At 70.1% G+C, this 12,779-nt stretch carries 14 protein-coding genes; 2 read left to right on the top strand and 12 right to left on the bottom strand.

Annotated features, from left to right (window positions below):
- The 3 genes from ACTHK2_RS17210 to ACTHK2_RS17200 all read right to left on the bottom strand — a co-directional run.
- A partial coding sequence (locus ACTHK2_RS17210) for a redoxin family protein (RefSeq protein ID WP_440246968.1) occupies positions 1-416 on the bottom strand: 416 nt, incomplete at its 3' end.
- Positions 413-2,410: a heme lyase CcmF/NrfE family subunit gene (locus tag ACTHK2_RS17205; protein WP_440246967.1), complete on the bottom strand. Its 1,998-nt coding sequence runs from the start codon at positions 2,408-2,410 to the stop codon at positions 413-415. The genes ACTHK2_RS17210 and ACTHK2_RS17205, both read right to left, overlap by 4 nt.
- A gap of 142 nt (positions 2,411-2,552) precedes the next feature.
- Complete coding sequence (locus tag ACTHK2_RS17200; protein WP_440246966.1) at positions 2,553-3,095, bottom strand: hypothetical protein; 543 nt, start codon at positions 3,093-3,095, stop codon at positions 2,553-2,555.
- Between the two features lie 84 nt (positions 3,096-3,179).
- Here ACTHK2_RS17200 and ACTHK2_RS17195 point away from each other — a divergent pair, with 84 nt between their 5' ends.
- Positions 3,180-3,380 (top strand): hypothetical protein, encoded by a 201-nt coding sequence (locus ACTHK2_RS17195; RefSeq protein WP_440246965.1) that lies wholly within the window; start codon positions 3,180-3,182, stop codon positions 3,378-3,380.
- Between the two features lie 41 nt (positions 3,381-3,421).
- On the opposite strand, the gene ccmE is transcribed toward ACTHK2_RS17195, so the two are convergent.
- The 8 genes from ccmE to ACTHK2_RS17155 form a co-directional block, all read right to left on the bottom strand.
- Complete coding sequence (gene ccmE, locus ACTHK2_RS17190; protein WP_440246964.1) at positions 3,422-3,871, bottom strand: cytochrome c maturation protein CcmE; 450 nt, start codon at positions 3,869-3,871, stop codon at positions 3,422-3,424.
- Positions 3,868-4,044 carry a heme exporter protein CcmD gene (gene ccmD / locus ACTHK2_RS17185; protein WP_440246963.1) on the bottom strand — a complete coding sequence of 59 codons (177 nt, stop codon included), beginning with the start codon at positions 4,042-4,044 and terminating at the stop codon, positions 3,868-3,870. The genes ccmE and ccmD overlap by 4 nt, the downstream gene beginning before the upstream one ends.
- Positions 4,041-4,802, bottom strand: coding sequence for a heme ABC transporter permease (locus ACTHK2_RS17180; protein ID WP_440246962.1), 762 nt, complete (start codon positions 4,800-4,802; stop codon positions 4,041-4,043). The genes ccmD and ACTHK2_RS17180 overlap by 4 nt, the downstream gene beginning before the upstream one ends.
- Positions 4,803-4,812: 10 nt before the next feature.
- A complete protein-coding gene (ccmB, locus tag ACTHK2_RS17175) occupies positions 4,813-5,496 on the bottom strand; it encodes a heme exporter protein CcmB (protein ID WP_440246961.1) in 684 nt (227 codons plus the stop codon).
- Entirely contained in the window at positions 5,493-6,278 is a 786-nt protein-coding gene (gene ccmA, locus ACTHK2_RS17170) for a heme ABC exporter ATP-binding protein CcmA (protein ID WP_440246960.1), read from the bottom strand. The genes ccmB and ccmA overlap by 4 nt, the downstream gene beginning before the upstream one ends.
- A 107-nt stretch (positions 6,279-6,385) precedes the next feature.
- Positions 6,386-6,523: a hypothetical protein gene (locus tag ACTHK2_RS17165; protein ID WP_440246959.1), complete on the bottom strand. Its 138-nt coding sequence runs from the start codon at positions 6,521-6,523 to the stop codon at positions 6,386-6,388.
- Positions 6,520-7,968 (bottom strand): FAD-dependent oxidoreductase, encoded by a 1,449-nt coding sequence (locus ACTHK2_RS17160; protein WP_440246958.1) that lies wholly within the window; start codon positions 7,966-7,968, stop codon positions 6,520-6,522. Before ACTHK2_RS17160 ends, ACTHK2_RS17165 begins: the two co-directional genes overlap by 4 nt.
- 71 nt (positions 7,969-8,039) lie before the next feature.
- Positions 8,040-11,213, bottom strand: a complete 3,174-nt coding sequence (locus ACTHK2_RS17155) for a protein kinase domain-containing protein (RefSeq protein WP_440246957.1) — start codon at positions 11,211-11,213, stop codon at positions 8,040-8,042.
- Positions 11,214-11,409: 196 nt separating this feature from the next.
- On the opposite strand from ACTHK2_RS17155, the gene ACTHK2_RS17150 reads away from it, so the two are divergent.
- Positions 11,410-11,955, top strand: coding sequence for a YkvA family protein (locus tag ACTHK2_RS17150; protein ID WP_440246956.1), 546 nt, complete (start codon positions 11,410-11,412; stop codon positions 11,953-11,955).
- Between the two features lie 591 nt (positions 11,956-12,546).
- On the opposite strand, the gene ACTHK2_RS17145 is transcribed toward ACTHK2_RS17150, so the two are convergent.
- Positions 12,547-12,779 (bottom strand): IS30 family transposase (locus ACTHK2_RS17145; protein WP_440246955.1); only part of this gene is annotated, 233 nt, incomplete at its 5' end.

The raw sequence follows: 12,779 nt of genomic DNA, 5'->3' as shown, positions 1-12,779 counted from the left end.
CCGGTCACGCCGAAGTCGATCGCGACGTCGCCGGGCAGGTCGGCGACGATGTCGTCGTACGGGTTGCCGTACTGCGCGAGCCAGCGCTTGGCATCGTCGGCCGGGTCCTTGTAGTTGAAGCCGACGAGGCGGATGCCGAGGCGCTTGCCTTCGCGCATGAGGATCGGATGCTCGTCACGGCAGGCGACGCACCAGCTCGCGAACACGTTGAGGAGGTACGGCTTGCCGGCGAGTTCCTTGCTGCCGAGCGACTTCGACGGATCCTCGAGCAGGGGAAGCGAGAACGCCGGCGCCGGCTTGCCGATCAGCGGCGAGGGCACCTCGCGCAGGTCGTGCGTGCCGCTCCACCAGATGCCGAAGCCGAGGAGCGCGAGCACGAGCAGGAAGCCGGCGAACGGCAACAGGCGCGCGTTCATGCGGTCGCTCCGACGACGCTCGTCACGGCCTTCGTCGCGTTCGCGTCGGCGGGCACCGGTGCCGGCTCGGGCAGGCGGCGGAAGCGGCGGTCGGCCGCGGCGATCAGGCCTCCCAACATCATGAACAGCGCGCCGAGCCAGATCCAGCGCACGAACGGTTTGACGTAGACGCGCACTGCCCACGCACCGTCGTCGCCGACCGGTTCGCCGAGCGCGACATAGAGGTCGCGGAACACGCCGGGGTCGATCGCCGACTCGGTCTGCGGCTGCTGGTTGCGGGCGTAGATGCGTTTCTGCGGATGCAGGGTCGCGACGACCTTGCCGCCTTTGAGCACGCTGATCGTGCCCTGTTGCGCGCGGAAGTTCGGTCCCTGCGCATCCTTCACGCCGTCGAAGCGGAACGCGAGAGCGCCGACCGTCACGCTCTGGTCCGGTGCGAGGCGCACGTCCTTCTCGACGCTGGTCGCTTCCACCACGAGCACGCCGGCGAGGAACAGCGCGACGCCGAAATGCGCACAGATCATGCCGAGCATCTCGGGCGTGTAGCGACGCCCGCGCGGCGCCGAGCGCCAGCGGTGCAGCGCGTACAGCACGATGCCGAGGCCCACCCAGACCGATGCGGCGACGCCCCAGTAGGCGCGACCCCACGCGGAGAAGTCGCCGCCACGGAGCCACGCCGCGAGGACGAGGGCGGCGGGCAGCACGTACAGCGCCGGGCGCAGGTGCGCGAACGCGGTCTTGAAGTCGCCGCTGCGCCACTTCACGAACGGACCGAACGGCAACAGCAGCACGACCGGCAGCATCAGCAGCACGAACATGAAGCCGAAGTAGGGCGGACCGACCGAGATGCGGCCGAGATCGAACGCATCGCCGATCATCGGGAACAACGTGCCGAGCAGCACCATCGCCGCGGCGACGGTGAACATGAGGTTGTTGACGAGCAGGAGGGTTTCGCGCGACGCCGCTGCGAACGGTTCGCCACCGGCGACCTTCGGCGCGCGCAGCGCGTACAGCAGCAGCGAACCGCCGATCACGATCGCGAGGAAGCTCAGGATGAACAGGCCACGCTTCGGATCCGCGGCGAACGAATGCACGCTCGTGAGCACGCCCGAGCGCACGAGGAAGGTGCCGAGCAGCGACAGCGAGAACGCGAAGATCGCGAGCAGCAGCGTCCAGGCGCGGAACGAGCCGCGCTTCTCGGTCACCGCCTGCGAATGGATCAGCGCGGTGCCGACCAGCCACGGCATGAACGAGGAGTTCTCGACCGGGTCCCAGAACCACCAGCCGCCCCAACCGAGTTCGTAGTACGCCCACCAGCTGCCGAGCGCGATGCCGAGCGTGAGGAAGGACCACGCGACGTTCGTCCACGGCCGCGCCCAGCGCACCCAGGCGACGTCGAGGTTGCCGCCGAGCAGCGCCGCGATCGCGAACGCGAACGCGACCGAAAAGCCGACGAAGCCCATGTAGAGCATCGGCGGATGCACGATCATGCCCGGGTCCTGCAGCACCGGGTTGAGGTCATTGCCGTCCGCCGGCATCGGCAGCTCGCGCAGGAACGGGTTCGACGTCAGCACCATGAACAACAGGAAGCCGGCGCTGACGAAGCCGAGCACGCCGAGCACGCGCGCGATGAAGTCGTCGGGCAGGCGCCGGCTGAACGTGGCGACTGCGACGGTCCAGAGGTTGAGTACGAGCACCCACAGCAGCATCGAGCCCTCGTGCGCGCCCCACACCGCGGTGAAGCGGTAGTACCAGGGCAGCAGCGAGTTCGAATTCTGCGCGACGTAGGCGACCGAGAAATCCTGCGTGACGAACGCGTACGTGAGGATCGCGAACGCGAGCATGACGAACACCGCCTGGCCGGCGACCGCGGGCCGCGCTACCGCGATCAGCGCGCGGTTGCCGAGCTGCGCGCCGAGGACCGGCAGTGCGCACTGCGCCACCGACAGCAGCAGGGCGAGGATCAGGGCGAATTGGCCGAGTTCGGGGATCATTGCGCGGCGGACGGACGGTGAAACCGCAAGCTTACGCGACTTGGCCGGGGGACAGTACCGCGCCCGGTGCGGCATGACCGCGCAACGCCGGATCGATCATGCGCCCGGGCGTGGCCCCCGGTGTCGTCTCGGCAAGAGCGCGTCAGCCGCGACGCACTTCGCCGCTCCGCACCGGAGCCGTCTCCACCGATGACGGCTCGTGCGCAGGCGCCATGCGCGCACATGGCGGGTCCACGGGCTGGAACCCGCGCGTGAACCGATGTGCCTGGAAGCCGCCCCAGACCACGAACGCAATGGCCGGCGCCAGCGTGAACAGGTGGATGCAGCCGATGCGGCGAGCCGCCGCACCGCGGCGGATGCGCGTGCGGCGCAGGACTTTCTCACCGATCGGCGGAAACTGCCGGTCGTGCAGGATGCGCAGGCCGCGGCGGCCATGCGTCAGCCCGAGCAGCGCGAACACGAGCAGCGGCAGGCCGGCGAAGAGGCCGTACCAGAGCACCGTCGTGCCGTTTGCGCCGAACACGGCGCGGCACGGGGCGGTCGCCACGAAAGCCTCGAACTCGGGCAACAGCCACCGCTTCCACGCAAGGATCGCCAGCCCGCCGAGGACGATGCCGCGCGCGGCCAGCCGGACGCGCGCGCGCACGGTGTATTCCTCGGCGAACTCGGCGGTGTCGTCCTTCATCCGGCTCGTCATGCCCCGAAAGCCCGGAGAAGATTGTAGCCCGCCGCTTGCGCGCAGCCCCGTCCTGCGGCGGGCTCCCGCGCTGTGGACGCGCTTTCGATGCGGTGCTTCGCCGCTGCGCGCATCGGCGGCGAGCCTTTCGATCGTTGCGAAGCGCGCCTGCCGGCGCGGCTGCGCGAGCCCGGCCTGCGTGAAATCGCCGCGTCAATCGCGCAGGTCCGCGACCACGCAGGGCGCGGCAAGACGCTCGATCACCGACGCCGTCATATGCGCCACGTGGCCTAGCGGAAAGGTGAGAGGTACGCGCCCGGCGGTCGCCGTCCGGCTCAGTCGGCGGGCGTGTCCGCGTGCGCCTGCTTCGCCTTCTCGATCGCGTCCTTCACTTCCTTGGGCATGTAGCTCTCGTCGTGCTTGGCGAGCACTTCGGTCGCGACGAAACGGCCGTCGCGCAGCGTTCCGGTGGCGACGATGCTCTGCCCCTCGCGGAAGAGGTCGGGCAGGATGCCGGTGTACTCGACCGGCATCTCCTTGAAGCGGTCGGTGACGATGAAGTGCACCTCGAGTGAATCCTTCGCGCGCCGGATCGACTGCTCGAGTACGACGCCGCCGAGGCGGAAGCGCGCACCGGACGGCGCATGGCCGGCGGCGATCTCGCTCGGCGAATACAGGTACGTCATGTTCTGCTGCAACGCGAGCACGGTGAGGCCGGCCGCGACGCCGACGGCGGCGAGGATCAGCGAGACGACGATGAGACGGCGCTTGCGGGTCGGGGTCATGCGGAAGGCTCGTTGCGTTGCCCGCGGCGCCTGAGGCGTCCGCGAAGTTCGGAGAGTACGCGGCGGCGCGTCGCGCGCGGCGCAAGCGCCTCGAGCGCGAGCACGATGAAGAACACCGCGTACGAGCCCCAGACGTAGCCGCCGTAACCGCCCATCGCGAGGAAATCGTTCATGCGCGTGCCTCCGGCTCGCCGAGCGCGATCGCGCGCACCCAGTCCTTGCCGCCGTCGAGCTCGAGCAGGCCGATGCGCGTGCGCGCGAGCACGCTGCCGAAGAACCATACGTGCGTGGCGAGCGCCATCAGCAGCAGCGGCCAGATCATCGAGGCATCGATCTTCGACGGCCCCATCAGGCGCACGGTCGAACCCTGGTGCAGCGTATTCCACCAGTTGACCGAGAAATGCACGATCGGGATGTTGACGATGCCGATCAGCGCGAGGAAGCCGGCCGCGCGTGCGGCCTGGCGCCGGTCCTCGATCGCCGCGTGCAGGCCGATCACGCCGAGGTAGAGGAACAGCAGCACGAGTTCGGAGGTGAGGCGCGCGTCCCAGGTCCACCACGTGCCCCACATCGGCTTGCCCCAGAGCGAGCCGGTGACGAGCGTGATGAAGGTGAACGCGGCGCCGACGGGCGCCGCGGCCATCGCCAGTACTTCGCTGAGCTTGATGCGCCAGACCAGTGCGACGAACGCAGTGGCGGCCCTGAAGAAGTAGGCGACCAGGGCCATCCACGCGCACGGCACGTGGATGAAGATGATGCGGTAGGCATCGCCCTGCTGGTAGTCGCGCGGCGCGAGCACGAGGCCGCCGTAGAGCGCGACGAGGCCGAGCACGAGGCCGACGCCGTAGCACCACGGCATGATCCGCCCGGCGAGCCGGTACGCGGTCGGCGGCGAACCGGTCTTGTGGAACCAGAGGGTCAGCGCGTTCATGTCGGCGCGTTCATGAAAGGGAAATCCTGAGGGCGGCTGCGCACGCGAGCGGCGCGAGCACGAGCGCGAGCACGAGCGCGGCGCCGAGCCAGAGCAGCGGCGCGGCGAACGGCAGGCCCGCCTGCGCCGCGTTGCAGGCGCCCGCGCCGAAGATCAGCACCGGCACGTACAGCGGCAGCACGAGCAGCGCGAGCAGCATACCAGAGCGGTGCATGCCGACCGTGAGCGCGACGCAGACCGCGCCGAGCAGGCTCAGCAGCGGCGTGGCGAGCAGCAGCGCGAGCGGCAGCAGGCCACGCAGCGGCTCGGCAAGGTGAAGCAGCTCGCCGAGCAGCGGCGATACCACGATCAGCGGCAGCGCGGTGGTCAGCCAGTGCACCGCGATCTTGCACGCGAGCAGCAACGACAGCGGATGCGGCGACAGCACGAGCTGCTCGAGCGAGCCGTCCTCGTAGTCGCTGCGGAACAGCGTGTCGAGCGCGAGCAGGCCGGCGAGCAGGATCGCGACGAACACGACGCCTGCGGCGATGCGGCGCAGTTGCTCGGGTTCGGGCCCGAGCGCGAGCGGAAACAGCGCGACGACGATCAGCGCGAACAGGATCGGGTTGGCGGCGTCGCCACGCCGGCGCCAGACGAGCGTGAGATCGCGGCGCACGAGTGCGGTGCAGGCGGCGAGGGTCGAGCCGGGTTTCATGCGCGTCCCTCGCTGTCCGAACCGTCCGTGCGAGCGGCTGGAGCCGCTCTGCCGTTGCGCATTTCCGGAGCAGGAGCATCGCGGCTGAAGCTGCTGCTCCCACCGGCACTTCCGATCGCACCGGTATTCCCGCGCAGGGCGATCCGCCGCGGCGTGCCCGAGGTATACGCGTACGCGCCGTGCGAGGTGATCAGCGCCGCGCCGCCGCGATTGGCATGGTTCTCGAGCAGCCGGTTGACGAGCTCGATGCCGTCGCGGTCGAGGTTCGCGTACGGCTCGTCGAGGAGCCAGAGGCCGACCGGCGCGAGCAGCACGCGCGCGAGCGCGACGCGCTTCTTCTGGCCCGCCGAAAGGCGACGTGTCGGCACGTCCTCGTAGCCGGCGAGGCCGACGCCGGCGAGCGCCGTCGTCGGCGACAGGCCGCTGCGCAGGCCGAGCAACCCGGCGGCGAAGCGCAGGTTCTCGATCGCGGTGAGTTCGGGCTTGAGGCCATTCGCATGCGAGAGCAGTGCGACCTGCGGCGACAGGCGCGCGAGCGTCAGCGGTTCGCCGGCGAGGCGGATCTCGCCCGCGCTCGGCGCGAGCAGGCCCGACAGCACGCGCAGCAGGGTGGTCTTGCCGGCGCCGTTGTCGCCCTCGACGAGCACGACCTCGCCCGGGTGCAGGGCGAAGTCGAGCGGCCCGAAGACCGGCTCGTCATTGCGCGACAGCGCCAGGCCGCGTGCTTCGAGCAGGGCGGGGCGGTCGCGATGGTCCTCGGGCTGGCGCGAAGCGTGCGGCATGCCGCGCGCATGCTAGCGGCAGGCGCGCCGCAACGCCATGTGGCGCGATGCCCCAAGCGGGCGGCGCGGCGGCAAGGCAGCGCGCCGCGATGACGCGACGAACGGCTTCACTCGAACGCGTCCGCCAAGATCGGGTCCGATCGAAGCCGCGTGACGAGGTCCGCTTCGGCGGCGTCGAGCGCGCCGCGCAGGAGGTCGAAGGCGCGCCGCCGCCGATCGAAGCCGGCGTCGGCGCGGCAGGTCACGCCGCGTCCAGTGTCGACAGGCGCTCGCGCACGAGCTGGTCGGCGCGCTCGAGGTCGACGTCGTCGATGCGATCGATGCCGGCGGTGAGTTCGTGCAGCAGCGCGTCCTGGACCGCGCCGCGCGCGAACGCCTGCGCGTACGGCATGCGCGTGAACGTGACCATCGAGTAGCGCGGCACGAAGCGGGCCGGGTGGCGACCCGCGATCACGCGGCCGAGTTCGCGTCGCAGCAGGAAGCCCGAGTCGGCGACCGAATCGCGCATCTCGACGTAGTTCTCGAGTGCCATCTTCGCGATCGCTTCCGCGTTCGGGCGCCGGCGGCGTTCGAATTCGGCGAACGTCCAGGCGAGGTCGTCGCGGTGTTCGTCGAGCAGGGCGGCGAGTTCCACCGCGTCCTCGAAGCCGCAGTTCATGCCCTGGCCGTGGAACGGCACGATCGCGTGCGCGGCATCGCCGAGCAGCAGCGCGCGGCCGTCGAGATGCCAGCGGTCGAGATAGAGCGTGGACAGCACGCCGACCGGATTCGCGCCGAAGTCCTGTTCGAGCTCGGGAATCAGCGGCAGCAGGTCGGCGAAGTCGCGTGCGAACAGCGCGCGTGCCGCGGCGGGCGTCGCGACCGTCGCAAAGCTCGGGTCGCCGGCATTGGGCAGGAACAGCGTGACGGTGAAGCTCCCTTCCGCATTCGGCAGCGCGATGCACATGTAGGCGCCGCGCGGCCAGATGTGGAGGGCATGGGGTTCCAGGGCGAAGAGCGCGGGGTCGGTGATAAGAGGCGAGCGCTGCGAAGCAGGTGCGGCATGCGGAGCCTGGTTCTCAGTCCTCGGCCCTCGGCCATCGGCCCGCGCTTCGACCGCGGGAATCTCCAACTCCTTGTATCCATGCCCGAGTTCCTCGACCCGCTCGCCGAGTGCACGCCGCGCGTTCATCGCCGCGCGCAGCGCCGAACCGGCACCGTCGGCGCCGAGCACGTAGTCGCAGGCATGGTCGTGCGTGATGCCGGCGATGTCGTCGTGGAAGGACAGCGCGACGCCGTCGGCGAATTCCGCGCCGACGAGGCGGCGATCGAAATGGAAGCGCGCGCCGGAGCGTTCGGCGGCGTCGATGAGCGCGATGTTGAGGCGGCCGCGGCTGATCGACCAGATCACCTCGCTGTCGTCGCGCCCGTAGCGCAGCAACTCGGTGTGACCGTCGCGGTGGTGCACCATGCGCCCGCGCATCATCACCGCGAGGCGCATGATTTCCTCGGTGAGGCCGGCGAGGCGCAGCCCGTGCAGGCCACGCTCGGCGAGCGCGAGGTTGATCGAGCGGCCACCCGCATAGCCGGCCTTGCGCGGGTCCGGGCGCCGCTCGAACACGTCGACCGAAAAGCCGCGTTGGGCGAGCAGCGTCGCGAGCAGGGCGCCGACGAGCCCGCCGCCGACGATCGTGGTACCGCGTGCGTTCATGCTGCCTCGCAGGGTCGTGCCGGAACGCGCAACTTGCTCGATCGACGGGTGGGAATGCAATCCCCCGCCGGTCAGTCGACCGCCGCGGCGACATCGGTAGCCATCGGCGCGATGCCGGCGGCCCGGCGCAGGCGATCGAGGAAGCGGTCGTGGTAGCCGGACGCGTCGAGCTGCTGCAGCAACGTCGTCGCGTCGGCGGCGCGATCGGCGCACAACAGCAGCTTGGCCTGGCGCACGCGGTTGTAGATCAACGGCCGCTGCAGCAGCGCCTGCGCGCGCGTGAGCGCTTCGTCGCAGGTGCGCTGCGCGGCGTCCGCGCGACCGGCGAGCTGCTCGGCATCGGCGGCGGTCAGCGCGGCCTCGACGTAGTTCGCTGCGGCGTCCTCATCGCCGGGCGCAGCCTCCGCCATCGTGGCGAGCGCCTCGACCGAAGCGCGCGCATCGGCGAGGCCGCGCTCCACGTCGCCGCTGCCGACCTCGGCGAGGCCGATCATGCCCTGCATGCGCGGCACGTTGGCGGCGGCGAGGTTCGGCAGGCGCGCGTACTGCGCCGCCGCTTCGCGCAGCAGCGGCAGTGCCTCGGCATGGCGGCCGAGGTTGCCCAGCGTGCCGCCGAGCGCCTTGAGGTTGAGCGCGTACGAGGGATACGGCTGGTCGCCGAACGCCTTGCGGTAGATTGCGAGGCTCGCCGCGAAGTCGCGCCGCGCGCCTTCGAACTCGCCGAGCAGCGACTGCGCATTGGCGATGCTGAAGAGGTCACTCGCGTACGAGGTGTGTTCGCCCAGATCGAGGTCGAGGTAGATCTTCTCCGCCGCGCGCAGGCGCGTGAGCGCCGCGCGGAAGTTGCCGCGGTTGCGCTCGACACCGGCCATCGTCTCGTACACGGCCGCGATCGAGGTCTGGTTGCCTTGCGGGTGCTCGCGCAGCATGCCGAGCGACTGCTCCAGCACGCGCATCGCGTCGTCCTCGCGCCCGAGGTAGATGTAGCTGACCGCGAGCTTCCACAGCGCCTCGGCATGGTCGTCGCCGCGCGGGGCGATCTCGGCGAGCGTGGCGACCGCTTCTTCGAGATGGTGCGCCGCGGGTTCGGCGTCGTGCTCGCCGTTGTAGGAGTTGCCGATTGCGATGCGCGCGCGTGCCGCGGCGAGGCTGTCGTCGCCGTGCAGCGCCTGCGCTTCGCGCAGTGCTTCCTGGCCGAGTTCGAGCGCGCGCGGGTAGTGGCCGAGTGCGTCCTCGGTGTCCTGCAATGCAAGGCGCAGTTCGGCGCGTTCGTCGGAACCGCGCGGCAGTACGGTGTCGTCCGCACCGAGCGCCTGTTGCAGGAGCGGCTGTGCCTGGTCGAACAGGCCGAGCGCGAGGTAGACCTGGCCGATCGCCGAAAGCAGCGGCACCTGCACCTCGGGCTGCATCGCGAATTTGTCCTGCACGTTTGCGGCGCCGCGGTCGATCGCCTCGCGCACGGTCAATTGCTCGCCGCGCGTGTGTTCGGGGTCGGCCTGCCTGAACAGGTCGACGAGGAAACCGGTCACCGCGCGCGCGGTGGCGGCCTCGCGGTTCGCGCGTTGCGCCTCGAGGCTGACGCGGCGCATGCCCCATGCGAGGCCGATCACGAGCACCGACAGCAGCGCGAGCGCAGGCGCGAGCCAGCGCCGCCGCCGCCGTCGCTTGAGTTCACGCGCCTGCCGGCGTTCCGCTTCCGCGCGCTGCGCGCGTCGCTGCGGCAGCGCGCGCAGGCGCGCGGCGAGTTGTTCGAGGCTGCCGATGCGCGCCGACGGATCGCGTGCGATGAGGCCGGCGATGTCCTCGCGCAGCAGCGGGTCGTCGACGTCGCGTTCCCAACCCGGCGCGAGCGACTTGCCGAAGTCCGTGCATACCACCTGGTAGAGCAGCACGCCGACCGCGTATGCGTCGGCATAGGTGGTGGCCTCGCGGCCTTCGATCTGTTCGGGCGCCATGTACATGCGCGTGCCGAGCGAGCGGCTGCTCTCGCCGAGCGCGAGCGCGGCGGTCATGCCGGTCGGCACGATGCCGCGGCCGTGGCGGTAGCGGCTGCCGGCGCTCAGCTTGGCGATGCCGAAGTCGGCGAGACGCGCATGCGGCTTGCCATCCGCGCCGCGCGCGACCAGCACGTTGCCGGGCTTGACGTCCTTGTGCAGCACGCCCACCGCATGCGCCGCGGCGAGTGCATCGGCGACCTCGGCGACGAGGCCGATGCGCGTGTCGAGCGCGATCGCGTCCAGGCCGCCGCTCGCCGCGGCCCAGCTCGCGAAGTCGCCCGCGGGGTAGTACTCCGACTCGATGCAGTACGGTGCCTCGTCGACGCGCCAGTCGATGATGCGCGCAATGTCGTCGCGTTCGCCGAGCGCGCCGCGCAGCAGGCGGAACAAGGTCACCTCGCGTTGCAGCGAACGCAGGCGGCCGAGCTGGAAGCAGAACTTGAACACGCGTTCTTCGCCGCTCGCCGCATGGCGCGCCAGCCAGGCGTCACCGAAGCCGCCTTCGCCGAGCTTGCGCTCGAGCACCCATCCCGCGCGCCCGGGAATTTCCTGGCCCGCGCCCGCGCGCCAGCCGGTGAGCAGGTTGTCGTCGCGCAGGTGGCGCGCCTTGTCGATGTCCTGCGGTGGCGTCAGTGGCGCGCGGCCTTCGTGGCCGACCTCGTGGATGAGCAGTGCGTCGTCGACGCCCTTGAGCGTGTACAGGCCATGGCTGAGCCAGCGCAGACGCGCGGGGTCGTCGAACGCGTCGCGCCGAGCGTACTGCGCTTCCTCGAACGCGTCGTGGGTGAGCAGGGTCTGGCCGGCGCCGGCGAGGTTGCACACGCGCGCGCAGATCGCCTTCGCGAGGCCTTCGACCTCGAGCGGCTTGGCGCCGAGCGCAATCGCGTCGGGCGTGTTCTCGCGCGTGATCGCCTCGCCGCAGTGGATGCCCGCGCGCGCGCCGAGGCGGATGCCATGGTCGCGCGCGAGCCCGGCGATGCGCGCATGCAGGTCCAGCGCCGTCGCGAGCGCGGCGACGGGCCCGGTGAACAGGACGAGGAAGCCGTCGGTGTGGTCGATCTCGCGCCCGCCGCGCGCAAGGAACCGTTCGCGCGCCGCATCGGCGAAGCGCGCGAGCACGACACCGGCGCGGCCATCGCCGAGTGCCTGGATCAACGCCGTGCTGTCGACGAGATCGATGCAAAGCAGGGTCACGCGGCCGTCGGGCGCGGCATCGGTGGGATGCTTGGCTGGAGCGTTAAGCGGCATGACCGCCCTTGAACCCTCCGCGGGTGGCGCCATGGTAACGCTGCTGTCCGCGAGATGGCGCGCGGGTGTGTCGCGACACCGGCACAGCGGCGCGAGCCACCTTCGGGTGTGCAGCTCATCGACGCACGCGGTACAGTCCGCTTTCCGGGGAGCGGCGACGACGACCGGCGGTCATGGCCGCGCTGCGGGGAAGCACATGCGGATCAGCCTCGAACTCGAACCTGCCGACATCGAGCGTTTCCACGCCGCACTCGCGCGTGCGCGCCGCGCCGCCGCGTGCGCGGACGAATTCGAGGTGATCGAGGCGGCCAAGTACGCGCTGGACCATCTCAACACCGCCGACGTGCCGGCGTTCGTGCGCAAGCGCGTGGTCGAAGTGCAGAAACTCATCGTCATGCTCGAGGACGAGGCGTGGGCGCTGTCCGGGCCCGAGCGCGCCGACATCGTCGGGACGCTCGTCTACTTCAGCGATCCGGACGACCTCATCCCGGACGAGATCGAGGTCATCGGCCTGCTCGACGACGCGATCCTGCTCGAACTGCTGCTGCAACGCATGCGCCACGTGCGCAAGGCCTACGCGGACTTCTGCAGCTTCCGCAGCGCGCTCGAAGCCGACATCCGCGACGCCGAGGCGCGCCGCGCGCACGCGCGCGACCTCGCCGCGCTGCGCACCCGGCTGCAGGAGCGCATGCGCCGCGCGCGCCCGCGCGACGCGCGACGAGAGGCCGATTCGAAAGCCTGATGCGGGGCATCGCGTCGAGCAAAGTTGGAACACGATGCGGATAGGGCATACGAGCAATAGCGTTTTCCCTTACCTCTGGCCGCGTTCCCGTTTTGCGCGACTTCCGGTCCATGAGCCTTTCTCGTTTTCGGTTCTTCGTGTGCTCCGTGTGCTTCGTGTTGCAAGCTTTTGCTTGCGCCGCGGGACCGGCGTGGGCGACGGCACGCGCATTGCGCGTACCGCCCTGCACGATATCGAAGCGTTCGGTCGAGCGCGTAGGGCGGGTCGAGCGCGCAGCGCGAGTCCCGCCGCGGCGATGCGGTGACGTGGAAAACCGAAGCCTGGAAACATGCATCTTTCGCTTTGGCCAAGCGCTTCGGCGGCACGCGCTGCGCGCGTACCGCCCTACACGATATCGAAGCGTTCGGTCGAGCGCGTAGGGCGGGTCGAGCGCGCAGCGCGAGTCCCGCCGCGGCGATGCGGTGACGTGGAAAACCGAAGCCTGAAAACATGCATCTTTCGCTTTGGCTAAGCGCTTCGGCGGCACGCGCTGCGCGCGTACCGCCGCGGCGATGCGGTGACGTGGAAAACCGAAGCCTGGAAACGGCGAGCTCAACCGGTCGATGCAACAGCGGCGCTCAGCCTCTCGGCCGGCGTTCTGAAGCCCAAGGTTTCTCTGGGCCGTTGATTCAAGCGTAGTGCAATCTTGTTCAATGCTGCTTGCGAGTGAGCGGAAAGATCCGTTCCATTGGGAAAGTACTGCCTGAGCAAACCGTTAGTGTTTTCGTTGGTGCCACGTTGCCAAGGGCTTTGCGGATCGCAAAAGTAAACCTGCACGTCGGTGG

This window comes from Dokdonella sp. (assembly GCF_051958935.1).
In the GTDB taxonomy this organism is placed as follows: Bacteria; Pseudomonadota; Gammaproteobacteria; order Xanthomonadales; family Rhodanobacteraceae; genus Dokdonella_A.
The sequence above is the reverse complement of the archived record's forward strand: the minus strand, read 5'-3'. Positions and strand labels throughout refer to the sequence as shown.